Here is a 20927-nt window from a genome sequence, read left to right on the forward strand (position 1 = left end):
CAGTTTGTGACCGCCTAAAATTACTAAATTATTATCCCGTGTTGTCCATCACTTTTTGCACAGTTCAATCGTAAATAGAGGGTTATTAGTAATTACTTACCTCTATGACTAACGCTGTTTTTATTATGACTGCATTGCATTTTCTAGCAGTAGCTCATAAAAACATTTGGCAGCAGGACCGGTTTTAGCGCCTTTCGGCAAAGTAATATGCAGAGGTACTTGATACTTGCCATTTTGCTCTACCTTTAACACCGCCAACTGACCATGGTTCCTTTGTTCGATAATATGCTCAGGAAGGCGACAAAAACCAACGCCTTGCTCAACTGCGCGAAACGCATGGTCAAAGTTGTCGACGGTTATGCGTTGATTTGCTTTTAACCAACCGACGTTTTGTTCACGGCTGTCTAAGCTGCTTGCGCCAAGGTCTCGCACCACAATCTGACTGAGCGTAGCAAAATCAGCCATGCAAACACTGCTTTGCTTCGCAAGTGGGTGCTTACTTGAAACAACGGGCACCATACTCGTCATCGCAAACGCCTGTGCTGGGTAGTTGGTCACTGGTAACGTAATGATCGCAATGTCGGCTTGTTCGTCAGTGACCATCTCGATGGTTTTGCTGAGTGAGGTTTCAACCACTTGAATGGACGTAATGCTGTTGCCTTGTAGATATTGCGCCATCGGTTGATACAGCAGGCTCGGATTACATAAGTGATCCATCGCAACGGTGATCTCCGATTCCACACCGGCAGAGATTTGCTTACTCAGATCCTCTAGCTCTCTGGCTTGATCGAGCATACTGCTCGCGCGGCGAAGTAAAGACTTACCATGCTCAGTGACAACGGCTCGCCTACCCTTCACTTCCACCAGCTTGACCCCTAGCTGCTCTTCCAGCTTTTTAATTGCGTAGATGAGTGTGGTATGGCTTTTATTCAGTGCAGCCGCTGCCGCTTGAATACTCCCCGCGTTGTCGACCTCTTGTAGCGTCAGCCATTGCTCTAGCGTACTTTTCAATCTCATCGCCAAACCTGTCAGTTTTTTAGACATATATACGCAATATTATGAACTTTTTTGTTCAATTCATACAGGCAATAATCTCTCCATCGAACAGCAATAAGCGTTCACGACGAACAACGGAGAAGATGAAATGAAACTACTACAAGTCGATTTTGAATATCACGGTCCTATGGGTGAAGAGATGTCTAGCGCACTCGTTGAGCTGGCTGAATCCATCAACCACGAGCCCGGTTTAGTGTGGAAAATTTGGACTGAAAGCGAGTCAGAAAAATTAGGCGGTGGTATCTACCTATTTGAAGATGAAGTGAGGGCAAAAAACTATCTAGAGATGCACGCCGCTAGACTCAAAGCGATGGGTGTACCTGAAGTAAGGGGCATTATCTTCGATGTAAACCAACCACTGACGGCAATCAACCAAGGTCCAATTGGACGTTAAGGAGCGACCATGACCAACAAAGCTTTTTTCACATTGCATGGCAGTATCTACACCGTGTTTGCCTTTGCACTGTTTTTCATTCCGAGCTTGATGTGGCCAATATACGGCGTAGAAATTAATGATCAGTACGCTTACTTCTTGTCTCAGCATACCAGCATCTTTCTCGGTGGTATTGCTGCCGTCAGCTTGCTACTGCGCAACATTGAACACAAAGAAACGCTAGTGCAACTGCTTAAAGCACTACTGGTCACAAACTTACTGGGTGTAGTCATCACTGGATACGCAGGCCTGATCGGGATTTTCGTCGGTTTAGGCTGGAGCGATCCTGCGTTCTTTGCTCTGTTGACCTTGCTTAGCTATCGTCAGCTTAAGCAACAATGATGTTTTGCGCTTCCTCTTTGAAGCGCAAAATCCCCCCTCGCCTTTCTCGGGTAACCTAAGTAGAATGCGCTCTCTTTTTCATCTTATGAGTAGAGATAGGCAGACGGTTTGCACACACTAGAACAACTTAACAATGGTGAGCTTCAAGGCATTCAACGACTGAAGCTTTCACAGCAGTTAACAGAGCTTCCACGCGAGATTCTAACTTTAGCCGATTCGTTAGAGATATTAGATTTGTCAGATAACCTGCTGACGGACCTTCCAGAATGGCTCAGTGAATTGCCAAAGCTTAAGATAGTGTTTGCTTCCAACAACCGCTTTACTCGTTTACCATTGGTTCTAGGCCGCTGTCGTGCATTGGAAATGGTCGGTTTTAAAAGTAACCAGATTGTTCGCGTTGCAGAAGAGTCATTGCCCGAGCAACTTCGCTGGCTGATTTTAACCGATAACCAAATGGAAACGCTGCCAGAGTCATTAGGTCATCGTCCACGCTTACAAAAGCTTGCTTTAGCCGGTAACAAGATCAAAGCTCTGCCGAAAAGCTTCGCTAATCTGGTTAACCTTGAGCTTGTGCGTTTATCGGCTAACCAGCTAGAAGTCTTCCCTGAGGTACTGCTTGAGCTACCTAAACTGGCGTGGATGGCCTTTTCCGGTAACCCTTTCTGTGAGCGTTTAACACACACCAGTTCGGTACCGACGGTGTCGTCTGATAGCTACCAGCTGAACCAAGTATTAGGTCAAGGCGCGTCAGGGGTGATCTCTCATGCAAACTGGACCAACAGTGACTTTGACTTCCCTACCGAAATAGCGGTTAAAGTTTTTAAAGGTGAGGTGACCAGCGATGGCTATCCACAAGACGAGCTACAAGCGTGTCTTCAAACAGGCCATCATACCAATCTGGTGAAGTCGATCGGTCAAGTTAATGAGCAGGACTACTTAGCATTGATTATGGAGTTAATCCCTAACGACTACTTTAATCTAGGCCTACCACCAACACTGGAAACCTGCACACGCGATGTGTTTAAACCGGAGTTTACTTTGCCTGTAAAACAGATTGAAAAGATCGTCGATCAAATGATGGATGTGTTTGATCACCTTCATAACAACAAGGTGTGCCACGGTGATCTATACGCTCACAATGTGTTGATCAATGATCAAGGTGAAATGATTTTTGGAGACTTTGGCGCCGCTTCTGTTTATGGCTACCTAAACGAAACACAACAACGAGGCGTGCGTAAAGTTGAAGCGAGAGCCCTGAGCCACTTTATTGATGATCTGCTGTCTGTTTGCAGACCCATTGAACAGCAGACAGCCGCTTACAAAGCCTTACGCAATTTAGCGCTCATGACGCGCTAAGTTCGATAGAAAACGGATATTGCGTAAGACCCATGCAATATCCGTTTCGTGTCTGGATTACCGACCACCAGCAAGTTCGATAAACGTTCCGGTCACGTAAGAAGCTTCATCCGATAACAGCCACGCTATCGACTCTGCCACTTCCTCTGGTGTTCCACCTCGTTGTAGCGGTAAGGAAGGAGCAAGGCGAGCAACCCGATCTGGCTCTCCACCATCGGCATGCATTTCCGTATAAATGCATCCAGGTCTCACACCGTTTACGCGAATCCCTTGCTCGGCCAACTCTAAAGACAACCCTTTGGTAATTGAATCCATCGCCCCTTTAGAGGCGGCATAATCAATATATTCAAATGGCGCCCCCAAGCGAGATGCCGCTGACGACACATTGACGATCGCGCTCTTAGCGCCCTCTTGACGAATAAATGCCTTACAACATAGAAAGCAGCTCATGACATTCGTATTCATCACAGTTTGAAAGCGCTCTAAGTCGATATCGCACAGTTTTGATTGAGTGAAAAGAATACCAGCATTGTTCACAAGGTGAGTGACGGTGCCGTAACGCTGCTGCACAGCCTCAAACATTGCCTTCACTTGTGTTTCATTGGCCACATCTGCTTGATAAGGGAACGCCTCTCCTCCCGCATCAATAATATCATCCACCACTTGCTGTGCCCGTTCATGATTGGACAGATAGTTCACACAAACTGAATAACCTTTGGATGCCAACAACGTTGATGTTGCAGCCCCTATTCCACGACTTCCGCCGGTGATGATAACGACTTTGTACATTCACATTCCTTAGTAGCGTTTACTCCAAGCCTGCATCAAGCTTTACAGTGTAAAACCGCTCTCTTAAAACAGAAGCTTGTTGGAGTGAAAGAGCGTTTAATTGGCTTCTGTCAGTTTAGTTTGATGCCTTTCTGACAAGGTTAATAACCCCTCAGCAGCTGTCATTGCTTGCTTGACACTTTCCGAGTTCTCGCCCAAACACGCTTCGACTTGCTGGATACTCTCATTCATTGCACTTACCGCCAAGCTTTGCTCTTTCACCGCGTGAACCATATCCTTGTGCTGTGTAATAATATGGCTGATCCCATCAAGTAACGTCTCAATGTCATTGACACTTTTTTGCGAAAGACTGGCGTTTTCTGCCACTTTTCCTAGGCAAAATTTCATCGAATCCAACATCATTTGAGAGTCACGTTGCAAATCGCCAACGAGCTTTTGAATCGAAACAGTCTTACTCGATGTTTGTTGAGCAAGAACACGAACTTCAGCCGCAACCACAGAAAAGCCTCGCCCCCTTTCCCCCGCTCTTGAGGCTTCGATGGCAGCATTCAGGGCGAGTAGATTGGTTCGCTCAGAAACATCTTCAATCAAATGAACAAATTCAGCGATCTGACTAGACGCTCCCTTTAAACTCTCCGCCATATTCACCGCTTGGTTGAGTGCAGTGCTCACTTCGTTCGCTAAGCAAGCCCTCTCTTCTGATGATGCAAGGCTCTGTTGGGCAATACCGACCCCCTGTTCAGCATATTGTTCCGCTGCTATTCCTCGCTCAACAACCTGCAAAGAATTGGTCGCAAGTTTTATACTGCGTGATGTGAGGGCTTTTATTTGCCGATGTTGATTCTGCACACTCTCTTCATGAAAAGAGAGAACAGCCATTAATTCAACCGCTGAAGAAGAGATTTCGTTACTTCTTCCCTTTAGTTCCATGACAAAGCGCTCTACTGAGTTCGCCGCTTTGTTTGCTCCCGAGATAACATAACCAAACTCATTGCTGCCTTCATAGTCACCCTCTGTGACTAAAAAACCTTTCAACATAGTGCCAATAAGTGAACTCAGCCCCCAAAGCTTTGCTTTCATATTTCGAGCAATCCATAGAGCGGTAGCGAGCGACACAAGCGCAGCCACCAAAATAGACACAAGTAAAAGCAACCTGACTTGATTCGTACTCCCGAGACTGCCTTCAACGAATTGGGTCTTTTGCACCTCTAACTGTTCAATAAGGTCACTGGCAAGATCCCTAGATAACAGCCCTTCGTCGCTAGATGACTGTTCAGTGTAACTCCTAAGTGCGACTAAAGATTCCTCTAGGCCCACTTTGTACAACTGTGTGTCACGTTGTAGATCTCGTAGCCACCAATCCACTAGCGATCCAGAAACGGCATAGAGAAGAGACAGAATAATGACAGGCGTTACAACCTGAGCTGAAATCGGTAGGTTAGTGAACTTCATGACAACCGCGACTCCCTGGTGAGATTCTCAAGTAACAGCTGAGTTTCACAAGCAATATCCAGTAAGAAGATGTACAGCAAACTCTCTCGTTTAAGAGGTTCTAAGCTGTTGCTCAAGGCGGCTAACTGAGTTCGAAGCTTAGAAAGACTGTCTATTACTTCGATTGGCACGACTCGATGAGCGTATTGAGTACGTATTCTATTAACATGCATCTTGGCGTTGTGTAAATTCCATATTGCCACCACCAACTCATCAGATGAGTCAGTGGTATAGCCATCAAGTAAACACTGCAAAGAAGTACACGCCTCGCAAACTATTGCCCTTGACGTTGAAACTCGTGACCCACATTTAACACAATCACCTTGCGCTTTCCGAGGAGGATGAGGGGCAGTTCTAAGCTGTTTCCTCTCTCTCTCTTGTTCTTCAGCAAGCTTTGTACTCGCTCCTTCTGATCCAGACACACTCATACAAATCGCCTCCATGTAATTATTCACCTCTTTCCAGTAGTAACGACATCCCCGCCAAAGGGTGAATAATTAATACCTAAATTAAAGTTTTCAGTCGGCGTAGGCTTATTGATCAAGTAACCAAAATTCTTTTCTCTTTAGACAAGATCTTTTTTATAAAAAACGTTTAAAATTAACAATGAGGAACACTTTTAAGCACACCATTTTATGAATAAAAAACTCGATCTATTTATCGTTGAAGATGATCCAAAACTTCGCCAAATGCTCGCTGAGTATTTCGCCTCCAATGGCTTTACTGTGACTTGTTTTGAAAACAGTGACGGTGTTGTCAGCGCCGTAATAGCCCAGCAGCCCAACCTGCTCATCTTAGACCTGATGCTCCCCGGTGATGACGGCCTGACAATTTGTAGACAGATTCGCAGTGACTACTCCGGTAAAGTTCTAATGCTTACCGCGAGTGATGATGATTTTGACCATGTCGCTGCTTTAGAAATAGGAGCCGATGATTTTGTCACCAAGCCGATTAAACCTAGAGTCTTACTAGCGCGGCTGCGTATGCTGCTTCGCAGACAGGCGCAGACGAGTGAGAACGAAGGTACGTCAAAAGCCCTAGTCTTTGGCCAGCTCAAACTTAACCCTCAGAGAAAAATATGTGAGCTAGCAGGAAAGGAGGTCACCATGACCGACAGTGAATTTAACCTGTTGTGGATACTGGCTAGCTCTCCCGATGAAGTACTTTCTCGAGAAGCCCTGACGTTTGCACTCCGGGGTATTGAGTATGATGGGCTTGACCGAACCGTTGACAACAAAATCGTTAACTTAAGAAAAAAGATCGGCGACAACTCATCGACCCCCAAACGCATCATCACAGTACGTGGGAAAGGCTACCTGTTTATACCAGATAGCTGGTAACAACCTATAGAATTGAGGTCCTTATGCGTCGAATCTACGTTGAGTCATTTGTTGGCTTGTTTGTACTCTTTGTTCTAAGCATGTATGCGTATAAAGTCATTGTCTTTGAAATGAACCCAAATTATGAGTATATGCTCGCAAGACATGAAGGTGCTGCCCTCCGCGAACTGATCACTGAAATATCCGCAGATCAAGGCCAAGAAAAAGCACTGAGTATGCTAAACCGATATGCCAAACATACCGCGCATACTTTGGCAATAGTCGACTATGTTAACCTTCCTCAGCAAGTGAAAGCATACTTCGACGCCCCCCATGAAGAACACCCCCATACCTATTTTGATCACGAACACCACCTGTGGATGCAAACGGCGGATCATAGTCTTTACTATCACTTACATGATGATGATTCTACAGAGCTGAGACAAGCGATATATCGAGATGACAATCTTGTTTGGGGATTTATCAGCGCAGGCTTTTTTATCTATTCAGGAGGCCTTATTTGGTTTTTAAATCGAAGGGTTCGTAAGCTAGAACGCGCCACGTTAAAGTTTGCTGCGGGAGACTTAACCGCTCGAGCACCTGAAAGAAGTAAGGACCAAGTAGGCACACTCAACAAAAGCTTTAACTATATGGCGAAGAAAATAGCCGACTTAATCACCAGTAACCGCTCACTGACGAATGCGGTCGCCCATGATTTAAGAACTCCAATATTCCGAATTCAATGGCAAGCCGAGATTCTACAAGATGAAACGTTGACCAAAGAGCAGCACAGTAAGATTGTTAGTATTATCGAAGATACAGAAGAAATGGAGGCAATGATCAATGATCTTCTCCATTTCGCCAAATTAGAACAACCGGAAACTCAAGTCCAGAGTGAAGCCTTTAACTTGAATCAGGTGTTGTCTACTGTCTCGAGCACAAGAAATGAAGGCTTAGATATCACCGTAAATACCCTTAAGGACGGCTATGTCATCATTGCAGACAAGGCATTAGTTCAACGCTCAGTCGACAACCTCCTATCGAATGCGAACCGATACGCTAAGTCTTCGATTCAGGTTTCTACCCACTGCTCCAAAGAGAATATCTCAATAATCGTAGAAGATGATGGAGAGGGGATTGATCCAGAGCACTGGCCACAGATTTTCGATGCTTTTTATAGTGCCGACCCTGCACGAAACAAAGCAACATCAGGTTCGGGGTTAGGTCTTGCGATCGTTAAAATGATTGCAGAAAAGCATCAAGGTAGCGTTCAAGTGGGGAGCAGTTCCCTCGGCGGCGCCAAATTTACTCTCACTTTTCCTCGAGTGTCATAAAGCCCTGACATGAATTGACAATTCATCGACAAACCCACGATATTGTCGTTTTTAGGACCCCCTGTGTCCTCAATCAGCGGAACGCCGAATTAAAAATGTCTCCCCCCTTAACAAGTAAAAAGCCCGACTCCGTAGAAAAAAAGATGCCTAGGCGATGAAGTCCGGGGGAGCCTAGGCATCAAACGTAACGTAAGTAAAATGTGCTTGCACATAAGGTAGAGGAAACAAACCTGCATTAAGCCAAGACTACAAGTTCAATATATACTCCCAACCTACTTAACGTTTACGTGGGCTCGGTCAAGCAAACAATGGTTGGCACAGTACCACCGCCCTTGCTTAACACAAGAATGAGGTTAGCAAGAGTGACACCCTTGCCATAATAATTGATGGTTTATTAATGTTAATTCTCCGAATTTTTTGGGAGAGTAATGTCAGTAGCCAAAGTCTTACCAGGCTCTTGCGTCATCGAAATGCCTTCATTCAATTCCAGCACTACTAGCTCAGAAAACTCAGCTCTACCCACCAAGTCTTCCATAAATTGAACATAAATTACTGTTGGAAAAAATTCTTTAGTTTAACCTCCGCACTAGGTTAGAGCGCTAGAGCGAGGCTCCTAACTTTTAGGGCTGGTTCCTAATTTTTCCTCATTCATGAGGGTGTAATACGGAGGGGTAACGGTGAAATCCGGTAGAAAAAAACAGCTAAAAGAGGATGTTTTCACAGCAGCAAAACGCCGTATTTCTTACATTTTTGACCACTTTGATCATCTCTATATTTCTGTTTCTGGGGGAAAAGATTCAGCCGTTTTACTCAATTTGGCTATCCGAGAAGCAGAGATACGGGGACGACTTCCCTTAGATATCTTGATTGTTGACTTTGAAGCTCAATTTGAGCAAACCGCTGCCTTTCTAGAACGTATCGTCTTAACTGGCAAGGTCAACCCTTACTGGATCTGTTTGCCGATCAGCTTAAGAAACTCAGTTTCACAGTTTCAACCTAAATGGGTGTGTTGGGATCCAAAAGAAAAGCATCGTTGGGTGAGGTCACTGCCTAACGTCAAGGGCGTGATCAGTGACGAACAGACGCTGCCATTTTTCGAGCCAGGCGTAGAGTTTGAGGATTTTGTTTGTCAATTTGCCCACTGGTATCAGCAGGCAAAAGGTACACAAATCGCCATTTTAATTGGCATTCGAGCGGATGAGTCACTCAATCGATATAAGACAATAAAAAACATCAAGAAAGCTAAGTTTAACGATCGAGCTTGGACAACCCAGATGCTAGACGATGTCTACATGGCCTACCCCATTTATGATTGGAACACCGAGGATATTTGGATCGCAAACGGTAAGTTTAAGTGGGACTACAACCGAGTATACGATCTTATGCACCAAGCAGGAGTAAAACTCTCCCTCCAAAGGCTCTGTCAGCCGTTTGGAGATGAACAAAGAAAAAGCCTGTGGCTGTACCAGAAATTAGAACCGGATACTTGGCAGAAATTAGTAGAACGAGTGGAAGGGTGTAACTTTGGGGCCAGATACACTAAAGATCAGGGTCGAATACTCGGCTATTACCGTTTCACATTGCCCGATGGACTGACGTATCGTCAGTACAGCAAACTATTACTCAAAACGATGCCCCCAGAGCTTGAGCTGCATTATCGACAACGCATTTTCAAGTTCCTGCAATGGTGGAGAAAAAATGGCCCACCGAGAGGGGTACATCGCATCCCAGACTTTGCAGACTCCAAGCTAGAAACGAAAAAGAAGGTTCCGAGTTGGCGACGGATATGTAGGGTATTGATTAAAAATGATTACTGGTGTCGCGGGTTATCTTTTGGTTATAACCAATCTTCCGCCCGAACCCTTCAACACCTCACGAAGCCTTTCAAAGAAGGAAAAAGTCCTGATGGATAAGACCATTGAAAAAACAAAGCAATTATTTCGTGCGCTCTCTCAATCAACTCAAAGGCGGCCTAAGAAAGCCATATTTGATAACAATGAGACGACTTCCTCCACCGACACTCTTGGCTGGATATCAACCTACAACCAATTAACTGACCTCGTACTCAAACAGTTTCCTCTTCTCCCTCCTATTTGCTCCATCAAGCTACTGCCCCTCAATAAAATCAGCGCCAATGACTACAACCCAAATAAAATGGCAAAGCCAGAAGGTAAGCTACTGTTGCACTCTCTTGAGCAGGATGGGCTGACGCTGCCCATACTTGTCAATCTACAAAGCCACCATGACCTATACACCATCATTGATGGGTTTCACCGTTATGAACTGATAAAGAAGCACTCTCACCTACAAACAGTCAAAGGCTATATCCCCGCGATTGTCCTATCCAAATCCAAAGGCGAAGCCATGTCGTCCTCAATAAGGCACAACATCGCTAGAGGTGTCCACCAAGTCGAATTGACCGCTAATATGGTCATCGCACTCAAGCAAATGAATTGGAGCAATGAAGAAATAGGGAGAGAACTAGGGATGGATAAAGATGAAGTTCTAAGAATGCAGCAAATCACAGGATTAGCCGACGCTTTTAAAGATCAGGACTTTTCAACCGCCTGGGAATAACGCCTCAAATACTGTTTATTATTTACTCATTAATAACATTACATCTCGTATTTCGAACGACTAAATTCTCTTGGCGTTTAACGCTTACCACGTACTCAAATGTACTTACTTAAAACTTGGCGTATTTTATTGCTAGGAGAAATTTCATGAACTTATCCTCTGATACTACTCTAAATCAGACTAAACCTTCATTGTGCAGCGGGGCCAGTATTGTTGCCTGCGTTTGTATTGGTGCAGGAATGCTTGGCCTTCCTACCGCAGGTGCTGGCTCTTGGACGATATGGTCTTCACTGACATTGATTGTGACCATGCTCATTATGACCGCAAGTGGCTGCTTACTGTTAGAAAGCTTTAAGTCTTACCCATTTCGCTCTTCTTTTAGCACCGTGACACGCGATTTGTTGGGCCCGAGAATTGCCACAGTAAACAACTTAGCTGTCTATTTTGTCGGTGCGATTCTACTTTACGCCTACACCACCTCATCGGGGCTGATTATTGAGCAATACACCTCAGTTAATGCCTCGACTGGCTCGATCTTTTTTGTGTTGTTGTTCTCCGCTTTCGTCTGGCACTCAACCCAAGCTGTTAGTAAGATTTCAATCGTGCTGTTACTCTTTATGTCGTTCAGCTTTATCTTCTCAATTCTAGGGCTGCTGACGTCGCTAGACCCAATCAATCTATTTGGCGACTTTCAGATGTCAAACAGCGTCTATGTATTTTCTTTGTTACCCATCGCCCTGACTTCTTTCGGATTTCACCATACTGTTTCTTCTTTAAGGGACTACTATGTGGATGAGTTTCGAGCAGAAAAAGCGATGGTGTTAGGTACTGGGTTAGCGCTGTTCGTCTACTTAATCTGGCAAATCAGCGTTTATGGTAATCTCACTCGCAGCAGCTTCATTGAAGTCAGGGAGCTTGGAGGCAATGTCGATGCATTAATGTCTCTCATGACAAATGGCTTAAAGAAAGAAACCCTGTCGACGATCTTAAATGCATTCTCTTCTGCCGCTATTCTGTCGAGCTTTATCGGAGTGGGCTTGGGGGTATTTGACTTTCTTACCGATGCTTTTCAATTCGAGAATAACCGTTCAGGGCGATTCAAAGCATGGTTGGTCACCTTTCTTCCTCCGTTGCTCTTTTCCTATTTTCTCCCGTTCGGTTTTCTAGCGACAATTGGCTACGCCTCTCTCTTTGCTGCTATTTGGGCGTGTATCATTCCAGCTCTATTAGTAAAAAAAGTTCGCGAAGAGGAATCAAATAATACGCTCGAGCCCTGCTCTACCTCTTGGAAACCCAGCAGCTATACCACACCTGGCGGTGATTTAACGCTCATCGCGGTGTTTTTATTTGGCATCATCATTATAGTAATCAGAATCCTAGAACCTCTGGGTTTCGTTCCCAATTTTGGTCGATAGTCCTCACTTACCCCTCAAAAACATTGGCCTCTTATTGAATTAATTATACATATATTAATTCAATAAGATCTCCGCCAGTGTTCTCCTAATAAGCCACTGCACACATATTGCATTGGGTCTACCTTAAAGAAAACAATTAGAAAAGGAAACGCAAATGGAAAGTTCGAATAATGCTTTTTCGCAGAATAATCAGGCAAAGGATTTAAGCTCTGCTATGAGGTATATCGCCGAACCATATAGGATCAGAGTAATCGAACCGATTGGCCAAACGACCCGCTCGCAAAGGGAAGAGGCGCTGGCAAAGGTGGGATTTAATCCTTTTCTTCTGCACAGCAAAGATGTATTCATTGACTTACTTACGGACAGCGGTACTGGCGCAGTAACGCAATCTATGCAAGCTGCCATGTTGATGGGAGATGAAGCTTACAGTGGCAGCCGCAGTTACTTTGGTTTGAAAGAGGCGGTGGAAGACATTTTCGGCTATCAAACCACTATTCCAACACACCAAGGAAGAGGAGCGGAACAGCTGTATGTACCAAGTTTGATCAAGAAGCGAGAACGTGAAAAAGGCTTGTCCAGAGACAAAATGACGGTCATATCCAATTTCTTCTTCGATACAACGCAAGGACACTCGCAATGGCACGGATGCAAAATTGTTAATGTCCCTGTTCCAGCTGCATTTGATACTAAGGTCAAAGCCGACTTCAAAGGGAATTTTGACCTCGACTTGCTTGAAAAGACAATTGAAGACATTGGCCCTAAACATATCCCATATATTGTCAGCACCATTACGTGTAACTCCGCTGGTGGTCAACCGGTCTCTGTGACCAACTTGAAAGAGGTGTATCGAATCGCTAAGCAATACGATATTCCCGTAGTGATGGACTGCGCTCGATTTGCTGAGAATGCTTACTTTGTTAAACAACGTGAACCTGGATTCAGCCATATGAGCATTGAAGAGATCACTCACCTTTCGTTTCAATATGCCGATGTCTTGGCGATGTCTGCGAAAAAAGACGCCATGGTGCCAATCGGTGGACTGCTCGCTTTTAAAGACGACTCCTTAGATGATGTGTACCAAGAATGTCGAACATTGTGTGTACTCCTAGAAGGTTTCCCGACCTACGGCGGACTTGAAGGAGGGGCAATGGAACGATTGGCCGTCGGGCTCTATGAAGCGATGAGAGAAGAGTGGCTTGAATCTCGTATCGGGCAAATTCAGTATCTCGTCGATGGACTCGAAGCCATTGGGGTGCAATGCCAACAAGCAGGTGGCCACGCGGTCTTTATTGATGCGGGTGCAATACTGCCTCATATCCCGAAAGATCAATTCCCGGGTCATGTGTTAGCGTGTGAATTGTATCGTGTCGCGGGGATCCGCAGTGCGGAAATCGGTTCACTTTTGATTGGGCGCGATCCATCGAGTGGTGTCCAGCTACCCGCTCCTGCAGAGCTGTTGCGTTTAGCGATACCTAGAGCAACTTATACTCAAGCCCATCTTGACTACGTCATTGCAGCCTTTCAGCTAGTAATGAATGGGTGTCAAAACCTCAAAGGTTTGACGTTCACCTACGAACCACCGGTGTTAAGACACTTCAATGCACAATTTGTCGAAGTGGCTTGATAAAAGAGAGCCAGCAATAAATGCTGGCTCTCAATTAGTTGCCCACTATAATTTCTGGTCTAGACGTCATACCCCAGAAATCCATAAAGCCTTCAATTTTTCCTTTGTGGATGTAATTGTGAGGGAACGTCTGAAGCAAGTATATGCCGTCATTCTCACGAACTATGTGGTAGAATAAAAATGTATAACCTGAAGAAATTTGGTTAAACCTATCATTGCTGTCTTCTTTTGTATTCGTGATCAAAGGCACTCGAGAATAAACAAAATAGACCGCTTGATTACCGAAACGAAACTGACGAGCTTCCACTTTCCACTTAGAAATAATTCTACCATCCGATGCAGTTTTAGTCTGTAAGGCAACAACCTTTCCACGATAGCAAGTGAGCGAGACGTCTCGTTTATCCTCAGGCACATGAAGTGATATGGAATATTGGCATGTAGCCCCCACTAAAAAGCCATACATGACAACACTGCTCAAGATCCCTGTGACAATGAGAGATAAAACAATCAGCTTACGACCTAGAGCCATGACTCACCTCCATCAGACCACTTTGGTCGGAATAATAAAAACGCCCCGCCTTTCCCACAACTTGCTCTCGACTCGGTTGTTCCCCTTGAATACTGCAGATCGTAGCCTCTCCATATTGTTGGCATTCGACTTTCACCCATGAAAATGTCGTGTAAATGGCAGCATAGGCGGAGAATAACAGGGTAAGCAGGGCCCCGTATACTTTCACTTGTTCTAAGCCATGATTTCGTTGCTCTAGGGGGGCGAGCGCCACATGTTCTCTCGTAGGCTCCACATCAGCGACCTCTTCAGCCTCCGGAATGTCTATCTTGTATCCCCTACGAGGCACATTAGTAATCTTAATATTCGAAATCTCTAGGACCTTACGTAAATTCGTGATGGCCACGGGCAAAGAGTTCGAACCTATAATTTCAGGTCTTCCCCAAGCCGCAACAATCAGATCATGCTTAGTGATGACCTCTCCTTTATTTTCAGAAAGCTTTTGCAAAATACAACTTTCCGGCAATGTAATTGAAAATGCTTTCTCGTTTTCAAGTATCACTTGAGCCCCACTCTCACTCCGCTCTAATCTGCAACTTCCTATTGGCAAACTTAACTCATCTATCATTTTCTTCATCACTTATACCTAAATTACAGTTTCCTATTTCGTCAATAAATTAATAACTGATTAGATATTTTTTGCGCCTGAACTGTTAATTAATAATCAATAATTAATCACTTTTGTATAATGTTGATGGAAGTTATATCGAGTTGGGAAGTCAGTGTCAGTAAGGGTTTGTCACACTCTGTCATTGTGGAGCGACAATCAGGACAAACGTTAACGAATTCTCATGGTAGGTATCATTAAATTATGGTCTTAAATGCCCCCCGAATCGAGCTTGATCGGTGAAACTAAGCTGGCTCCCTCCCTTTTCGCCGAAATAATCCACCATCCATTGCGTACTTCCCTCGATGTAAAATGTGCAATGCACCGAGGCTCCTTCAATAAGATTGTTATCACACAAGTCGATAAAGGATTGGATAGAACGGCAAATAATAGTGTCCATAGAATTGAGCCTTTTTATTGTTTTTGACTCATGTAGTGTGTGTTCAAAAAGCTCAATCTGATATTAAAATATTTATATATTAATGAATAACTTACCCCAAAATATACAAATATAAACAAGCAACCACGTGAATATTGTATCTTTACACTGTAAAGCGTGTCGGTCCTGGCATATTTTTGACCCCATTAAGTAAAGCCTCAACCACCAAGGTTAGTGCACGAGGTTGGTATTTACGCTCCTTATACACCAAGTAAGCTTGTCTATCACTGCGAGAGTATTCAGGCATCAGAGGAACAAGGTCGGTCCCCTTGACCATATTCTGCGGTATTGAAGCAACGCCTACTCCCCTTTCGACCACTGCCATCAATTGATGGATTTCATTTAGAATTAGACGCGGCTTGATATTGATGACGTGAGCGAGCTTATCGTCTCGGTACAAGTTGATTTTTCTATCCTGGTCTACACACAGCCATTGGCAACGCTCTAACTCTGTTAGCGTACTCGGCATACCGTGTCGAGCGATATACTCTTTGCTGGCGTAGAAACCATGCCGAGAAGTGAACAACGGTCGCGCAATCATGTCGTCCATATTGGAGATATCAAAAGTCATGATCAAGTCGCGCTCCGTCGCAGGAAGCATTCCACTTTCTTGATTGAGCTGCAGCTCGATGTTGAGCTTAGGGTGCTGTTTTAAAAGCTGCTCGACAATTTGTGCGACAAAACCCGAATAGAAGCTGTGCGGGCAACTTAACCTAATCGTCCCTTCAACATCGTTCTGTTGGCGACGTAGTTGCTGGTAAGCGACTTCAATTTGCTCCATCTCACTACGAAAAGACTCATAGACTCGCCAGCCAGATTCCGTTGCGACCAGCTCACGCCCTTGTTTGTGCAACAAACGCATATTGAGTCGTTCTTCCAAAGCAGAAAGACGACGAGACATGGTCGAGACTGGCAGTTCTAAACGTTTTGATGCAGCTAGCAACGAACCTTGTTCGACGACAGTGCAAAACAGAAAGAGATCATCAATATTTCCAAATGTGGAATCCACACTTCCATTCCTTACTATTTTTATCAATTTCGATAAGTTTTATATTAATCACAACAAAACACAACAAAACACAACAACTAGGAGAAGAATTATGACAAGAACACAGTTTTGGATTACATCCGTACTTTCTTCGTTTTCTATGGCAGTGCTGATGTCTGGCATCATCACTGCTTCTAAAGTTGGCTTTAATGATTTGTGGCCAGCGGCTTGGTTGAGCAGCCTGATTATTGCGTGGCCTTGTGCATTACTGCTAAACTTCACCATTCTGCCGAAAATCAAAATGTTTTCGGAATGGCTAGCGACAAAGGTCAGCGCAACAAAATCAACAAACAGCGAGATAAAAACAATGAAAGTCGGCTTTAGGGGTTTCTCAAGCGCCAAGGTCAGCGCCTACCCTCCACGCGTTGTTTACAATCGCCATCTGCACTAATAACAGACATAAAAAAACCGAGCACTCAGGCTCGGTTTTCTAATTTTCGGCTATGAATTATAGCTCAGCGTTGTGGTAAACCTGCTGAACATCATCACAATCATCCAGCATGTCTAGGAACTTCTGGAATTTTTCTGCATCTTCGCCAGCCACTGGAGTGTGAGTTTGAGGTACGAACGTAATCTCTTCCACATCCATTGTTAGGTCAGGATAAGCGGTGTTCAACGCAGTCTTCGTTTTGAAGAATTCAGTGTGCGGAGCGAATACAGTGATAACACCATCTTCAAGCTCAACGTCAGTCACATCAACGTCTTCCATCATTAGCGTTTCAAGAATCACTTCGTCATCTTCGCCTTTGAACTGGAATACCGCCTGGTGATCGAACATGTGAGATACAGCACCTTCAACACCAATCTTCGCGCCACATTTAACAAAACATTGGCGAACATCTTGGAAAGTACGGTTGCCATTGTCAGTTAGACAGTCAACAATCACGCTCGTGCCACCTGGGCCAAAACCTTCGTAACGTGCTGGTGCATAATCTTCACCACCGCCGCCGTTAGCTTTATCGAGCGCTTTGTCGATAACGTGTGCTGGAACTTGGTCTTTTTTCGCTTTAGTGATCAGGTGCTTTAGCGACAAGTTCATGTCTGGATCACCGCCACCGTTTTTCGCACACATGTAAATTTCTTTACCGTATTTGGAATAAACTTTAATTTTTGCGCCTGCAGTTTTTGCCATTGAGGCTTTGCGCACTTCAAAACTTCTTCCCATCGGGATGTTCTCTCTAATTCAATTTGTTGCGAAGGATTTTAGCAAAAAGTGGAATCTTTTCAATTTCTCACCCTTGCAGAGAAAATGAGCTCGTTATGCAACACCCATTACTCGTTTATATTTATCTACAGAGTTTAAAAATGAAGCCTTTTCTTCTTCATCGATAATCTTAGCGGCCTCTTGATCAATTTCATCAGGGCCTGCTTTGGCTTCACGCAATTTCCAAACCAAAAAAGAAGCTTGCTTATCAAGTTCAATCTTGTTTTTTTCACTCGCTGGAAGCGTTGATAGGTTGATCGACATACTCAGGCTCAAATCTGTAAAAATATGGCTTGGGAATATACCACACCGCGAGGAAATGTAGACAGGGAAACCTTGCTATAGAGCCCGATTCGATCAAAAAAAGTAAAAATAAAGGGCGGCACTCCTGTGCCCCCCTTATGGAGTCGTTGTTGTTGCAGAAAATTAGTGAAGTAAACCGAGTTCTTTCGCTTCTTCAATGCTTAACCCGCTTTCACGTATTTCTCTTAAGGCTTCAATACGGCGACGTGCTTCCACCGATTTAGAACTCTTAGTAGGCGCTTGTGATTCAACTTCTTCCGTGAAGTCCCACTTACCTGCAATCTTACTCATTTCATCATGGTCAATAGAATTAATGGACATAAAAACCTCCGAACAAACCATGCAAGGGACGAGGTAATCTGTAGCAAAACTCTTCCCCTCTTGTTAAGAATTTTTGGCCCAGAATGTGATACTGCTAATAGTTCAGAAAGTCTTACTGTTTTTTGTATAAATAAGTTTTGCGTAGCCCCAAAGTGCGAAGTACATTTAAGAGATTGCCCCCGAATAAATGAGCGAGATCGCCGTCTCATTTTTGCCCCCTGAGTCGCCTCTTCCATTGCGACATTTACATTACAAACCACTCATTTCTTCGACTGACTTCACCCTTTTGCTCGCTACTTCTTTTCTCTTTCAAAATAACAATTAATGATAATCATTATCCTTTGCATTTAAATTTTGAGTAAGAGTTATGAGTGAATTAATAAACCAGCACGCATTTCATCCAGACCCTGTCATTCAGATTAGGGATCTCTGCGTTGACTACATTACCGACAACGGCGATTTTCACGCGGTAAAGTCTGTCAGCTTTGACATTGGTAAAGGTGAGATTTTTGGTCTCGCAGGCGAATCAGGGTGTGGTAAAAGCACCATTGCATTCGCCATCAATCGCCTACATAAGCCACCGGCGTTCATTTCTGGCGGCCAAATCCATTTCCAAGGCCAAGACCTGCTTCGCTTGTCAGATGAGCAGATAGGCGCGATACGCTGGAGTGAAATCGCGATGGTGTTCCAAAGTGCCATGAATTCACTCAACCCTGTTTTGCCTATTCAAGAGCAGTTTGCCGACGTACTTCGCCATCACCGTGGGCTGACCGACGCGCAAGCGAAAGACCGCGCTGAAAAACTTCTCGACCTGGTCAATATTCCCCGTGAGCGTTTGACCGAGTACCCACACCAATTTAGCGGTGGCATGCGTCAACGTTTGGTCATCGCTATCGCCCTTTCTCTTAATCCGAAAGTGATCATTATGGACGAACCCACCACCGCACTGGACGTGGTTGTTCAACGTGAAATCTTGCAACAAATCTATCAGTTGCGTGAAGAGTTTGGTTTTTCTGTTCTGTTCATCACCCATGATCTCGCCCTAATGAGCCAACTCTGTGACCGTATTGCCATCATGAGAAACGGCGAATTGGTTGAAGTGAATCAAGCCAAGCAGATTCGTAATCATCCCCAACACGCTTACACACAAAAGTTATGGGCTTCTTTCCCTAATATCCATGAAGGCAAACACCAACAGCAAGGAGCGACCGCATGAGTGAACCAATTATCCAACTGAATGACGTAGTTAAAGAGTTCACTATTGGCGGTGGTTTTGCGTCAGAGGAGAAATTCAAAGCTCTGCAAGGGATCAACTTAAACTTACACAAAGGCCGCACACTGGCGTTAGTCGGCGAGTCGGGATGTGGCAAGAGTACCTGCGCAAGACTGATCACTAAAGTACATCCAGCGACGTCTGGCGAGATCCTTTTCAATGGCCGTAATATCAATGAGATCACCAGTCGAAAAGATCTTCAAGAGTATCGCAGTAAAGTTCAAATGGTGTTTCAAGACCCGTTTGGCTCACTTAATCCAACCCAAACCATTGCTCATCACCTAACTCGCCCATTAAAAATACACAATCAAGTCGCCAGCAAAAAAGACATTCCTGCTAAGTTACAAGAACTTATCCAGATGGTTGAGCTTGCACCTGATACGTTAGAAAAGTTTCCTCATGAGCTCAGTGGCGGCCAGCGTCAGCGCGTCAACTTAGCCAGAGCTCTCGCCGTTGGTGCAGAAGTCATTTTAGCGGATGAGCCAACTTCAATGTTGGACGTATCAATCCGATTGGGCGTACTGAACCTTATGCAACGCATGAAGAAAGAGCTTGGTATCGGCTTCCTGTACATTACTCATGACCTAGCGACAGCCCACTACATCGCAGAAGAAACGGCCGTCATGTACAAAGGGCAAATTGTTGAATGGGGGGATACCCAAGCGATCTTAACCGATCCGCAACATCCGTATACCAAGCTGCTGATCTCTGCCGTTCCCGATCCGGATCTGCCATTTGGTCAATTGGTAGAAAGTGAGCCAAACTATTCAGTAGAAGCAGACCAAGTTCGTCAGGACAGCGCGATTGTTCAAGAAGGTTTTGATCAAGTCGGCGCCAACCACTTTGTAAAACATTGGATTAAAGCGGCATGAATCAACTAGATACGTGGGTTAATCAGATCAGTCAGTGGTATCACACTCGAAAGCATGATCAAGGAGTACAACTGGAATCATTGATCTTATCAGCGCCAGAAGATGTGTGGGGACCGATGATCACCGAAACTCAAAGCAAAGCGATCGCCTGCTGGCTGGATGGTTGCCTACGTATCTTTCAGCATTCTCGTTATGAACAACCAAGCAAAGCCTATCAATACTTACAACTCGCCTATAGCAAGCTGCAATGGGTGGTGACTAGACCATCTAGCGAATTGGATCTGAAAGATTGGTGCATGAAGCGGATGCAGCATTTAGCCGTTCTTAGTTTAGAGTTCTGTAATCAGCAATCTGATGACCATTGGCAGCATGAGTCGCATCTATTGATTGAAACTCATGTCCAGTTCATGGCGAGTCAACGGTGGAATGAAGATCCACACTGGAACAATGATCAAGGTAATCCATCGTATCACTAAATTTTACGGAAAAGCCCGGATCAATGATCAAGGAAACTCTTGATCATTGATCCGGGCTTTCGTTGTAATGGCTGAGCGAA

23 protein-coding genes are annotated in these 20927 nt (G+C 44.6%); 13 read left to right on the forward strand and 10 right to left on the reverse strand.

Annotated features, from left to right (window positions below; all coding sequences use genetic code 11):
* Positions 1 to 123: 123 nt before the first annotated feature.
* Positions 124 to 1017 (reverse strand): LysR family transcriptional regulator, encoded by an 894-nt coding sequence (locus EJ063_RS03615; RefSeq protein ID WP_126573106.1) that lies wholly within the window; start codon positions 1015 to 1017, stop codon positions 124 to 126.
* 127 nt (positions 1018 to 1144) lie between these two features.
* On the opposite strand from EJ063_RS03615, the gene EJ063_RS03620 reads away from it, so the two are divergent.
* The 3 genes from EJ063_RS03620 to EJ063_RS03630 all read left to right on the forward strand — a co-directional run bounded on the left by EJ063_RS03620 (position 1145) and on the right by EJ063_RS03630 (position 3187).
* Positions 1145 to 1450: a monooxygenase gene (locus EJ063_RS03620; RefSeq protein ID WP_126572637.1), complete on the forward strand. Its 306-nt coding sequence runs from the start codon at positions 1145 to 1147 to the stop codon at positions 1448 to 1450.
* 9 nt (positions 1451 to 1459) lie between these two features.
* Positions 1460 to 1831: a hypothetical protein gene (locus tag EJ063_RS03625; RefSeq protein WP_126572638.1), complete on the forward strand. Its 372-nt coding sequence runs from the start codon at positions 1460 to 1462 to the stop codon at positions 1829 to 1831.
* A gap of 108 nt (positions 1832 to 1939) precedes the next feature.
* Complete coding sequence (locus EJ063_RS03630; RefSeq protein ID WP_126572639.1) at positions 1940 to 3187, forward strand: leucine-rich repeat-containing protein kinase family protein; 1248 nt, start codon at positions 1940 to 1942, stop codon at positions 3185 to 3187.
* Positions 3188 to 3244: 57 nt separating this feature from the next.
* On the opposite strand, the gene EJ063_RS03635 is transcribed toward EJ063_RS03630, so the two are convergent.
* The 3 genes from EJ063_RS03635 to EJ063_RS03645 all read right to left on the reverse strand — a co-directional run bounded on the left by EJ063_RS03635 (position 3245) and on the right by EJ063_RS03645 (position 5721).
* Positions 3245 to 3976 carry an SDR family oxidoreductase gene (locus EJ063_RS03635; RefSeq protein WP_126572640.1) on the reverse strand — a complete coding sequence of 244 codons (732 nt, stop codon included), beginning with the start codon at positions 3974 to 3976 and terminating at the stop codon, positions 3245 to 3247.
* A gap of 96 nt (positions 3977 to 4072) precedes the next feature.
* On the reverse strand, positions 4073 to 5428 hold the full coding sequence (locus tag EJ063_RS03640; protein ID WP_126572641.1) for a methyl-accepting chemotaxis protein: 1356 nt from the start codon (positions 5426 to 5428) through the stop codon (positions 4073 to 4075).
* A complete protein-coding gene (locus EJ063_RS03645) occupies positions 5425 to 5721 on the reverse strand; it encodes a hypothetical protein (protein WP_126572642.1) in 297 nt (98 codons plus the stop codon). Before EJ063_RS03645 ends, EJ063_RS03640 begins: the two co-directional genes overlap by 4 nt.
* A gap of 381 nt (positions 5722 to 6102) precedes the next feature.
* Between EJ063_RS03645 and EJ063_RS03650 the strand changes: the two genes are divergently transcribed.
* From EJ063_RS03650 to EJ063_RS03675, 6 genes are all read left to right on the forward strand, one after another.
* Entirely contained in the window at positions 6103 to 6807 is a 705-nt protein-coding gene (locus EJ063_RS03650; RefSeq protein WP_126572643.1) for a response regulator, read from the forward strand.
* 23 nt (positions 6808 to 6830) lie between these two features.
* Entirely contained in the window at positions 6831 to 8120 is a 1290-nt protein-coding gene (locus tag EJ063_RS03655) for an ATP-binding protein (RefSeq protein WP_126572644.1), read from the forward strand.
* 677 nt (positions 8121 to 8797) lie between these two features.
* Positions 8798 to 10033, forward strand: coding sequence for a DUF3440 domain-containing protein (locus tag EJ063_RS03660; RefSeq protein ID WP_126572645.1), 1236 nt, complete (start codon positions 8798 to 8800; stop codon positions 10031 to 10033).
* Positions 10026 to 10697 carry an IbrB-like domain-containing protein gene (locus EJ063_RS03665; protein WP_126572646.1) on the forward strand — a complete coding sequence of 224 codons (672 nt, stop codon included), beginning with the start codon at positions 10026 to 10028 and terminating at the stop codon, positions 10695 to 10697. The genes EJ063_RS03660 and EJ063_RS03665 overlap by 8 nt, the downstream gene beginning before the upstream one ends.
* Before the next feature lie 146 nt (positions 10698 to 10843).
* Positions 10844 to 12112 (forward strand): aromatic amino acid transporter, encoded by a 1269-nt coding sequence (locus EJ063_RS03670; RefSeq protein WP_126572647.1) that lies wholly within the window; start codon positions 10844 to 10846, stop codon positions 12110 to 12112.
* A 214-nt stretch (positions 12113 to 12326) separates the two neighbouring features.
* Positions 12327 to 13736, forward strand: coding sequence for a tryptophanase (locus EJ063_RS03675; protein ID WP_167469862.1), 1410 nt, complete (start codon positions 12327 to 12329; stop codon positions 13734 to 13736).
* 34 nt (positions 13737 to 13770) lie between these two features.
* On the opposite strand, the gene EJ063_RS03680 is transcribed toward EJ063_RS03675, so the two are convergent.
* From EJ063_RS03680 to EJ063_RS03695, 3 genes are all read right to left on the reverse strand, one after another.
* The gene (locus EJ063_RS03680; protein ID WP_126572649.1) at positions 13771 to 14265 is read right to left on the reverse strand and encodes a hypothetical protein; all 495 of its coding nucleotides are present in this window, start codon (positions 14263 to 14265) and stop codon (positions 13771 to 13773) included.
* The gene (locus EJ063_RS03685) at positions 14249 to 14881 is read right to left on the reverse strand and encodes a winged helix-turn-helix domain-containing protein (RefSeq protein WP_167469863.1); all 633 of its coding nucleotides are present in this window, start codon (positions 14879 to 14881) and stop codon (positions 14249 to 14251) included. The genes EJ063_RS03680 and EJ063_RS03685 overlap by 17 nt, the downstream gene beginning before the upstream one ends.
* A 572-nt stretch (positions 14882 to 15453) precedes the next feature.
* Positions 15454 to 16359 carry a LysR family transcriptional regulator gene (locus EJ063_RS03695; RefSeq protein WP_208640335.1) on the reverse strand — a complete coding sequence of 302 codons (906 nt, stop codon included), beginning with the start codon at positions 16357 to 16359 and terminating at the stop codon, positions 15454 to 15456.
* 91 nt (positions 16360 to 16450) lie between these two features.
* Between EJ063_RS03695 and EJ063_RS03700 the strand changes: the two genes are divergently transcribed.
* Entirely contained in the window at positions 16451 to 16789 is a 339-nt protein-coding gene (locus EJ063_RS03700) for a DUF2798 domain-containing protein (protein ID WP_126572652.1), read from the forward strand.
* 57 nt (positions 16790 to 16846) lie between these two features.
* Here the strand turns inward: EJ063_RS03700 and EJ063_RS03705 are convergent, their stop codons facing one another.
* The 3 genes from EJ063_RS03705 to EJ063_RS03715 all read right to left on the reverse strand — a co-directional run bounded on the left by EJ063_RS03705 (position 16847) and on the right by EJ063_RS03715 (position 18226).
* Positions 16847 to 17563 carry a YebC/PmpR family DNA-binding transcriptional regulator gene (locus EJ063_RS03705; RefSeq protein WP_126572653.1) on the reverse strand — a complete coding sequence of 239 codons (717 nt, stop codon included), beginning with the start codon at positions 17561 to 17563 and terminating at the stop codon, positions 16847 to 16849.
* Positions 17564 to 17656: 93 nt separating this feature from the next.
* Positions 17657 to 17866: a DUF3283 family protein gene (locus tag EJ063_RS03710; protein WP_126572654.1), complete on the reverse strand. Its 210-nt coding sequence runs from the start codon at positions 17864 to 17866 to the stop codon at positions 17657 to 17659.
* A gap of 162 nt (positions 17867 to 18028) precedes the next feature.
* Entirely contained in the window at positions 18029 to 18226 is a 198-nt protein-coding gene (locus EJ063_RS03715; RefSeq protein ID WP_126572655.1) for a PA3496 family putative envelope integrity protein, read from the reverse strand.
* A gap of 367 nt (positions 18227 to 18593) precedes the next feature.
* Here EJ063_RS03715 and EJ063_RS03720 point away from each other — a divergent pair, with 367 nt between their 5' ends.
* From EJ063_RS03720 to EJ063_RS03730, 3 genes are read left to right on the forward strand one after another with little or no spacing between them, the layout of a single operon-like run.
* Positions 18594 to 19442, forward strand: a complete 849-nt coding sequence (locus tag EJ063_RS03720; protein ID WP_126572656.1) for an ABC transporter ATP-binding protein — start codon at positions 18594 to 18596, stop codon at positions 19440 to 19442.
* Complete coding sequence (locus EJ063_RS03725; RefSeq protein ID WP_126572657.1) at positions 19439 to 20371, forward strand: ABC transporter ATP-binding protein; 933 nt, start codon at positions 19439 to 19441, stop codon at positions 20369 to 20371. The genes EJ063_RS03720 and EJ063_RS03725 overlap by 4 nt, the downstream gene beginning before the upstream one ends.
* Positions 20368 to 20847 carry a transcriptional regulator gene (locus EJ063_RS03730; protein WP_126572658.1) on the forward strand — a complete coding sequence of 160 codons (480 nt, stop codon included), beginning with the start codon at positions 20368 to 20370 and terminating at the stop codon, positions 20845 to 20847. Before EJ063_RS03725 ends, EJ063_RS03730 begins: the two co-directional genes overlap by 4 nt.
* Positions 20848 to 20927 lie beyond the last annotated feature (80 nt).

This window comes from Vibrio aquaticus (genome assembly GCF_003970385.1).
GTDB lineage: Bacteria > Pseudomonadota > Gammaproteobacteria > Enterobacterales > Vibrionaceae > Vibrio > Vibrio aquaticus.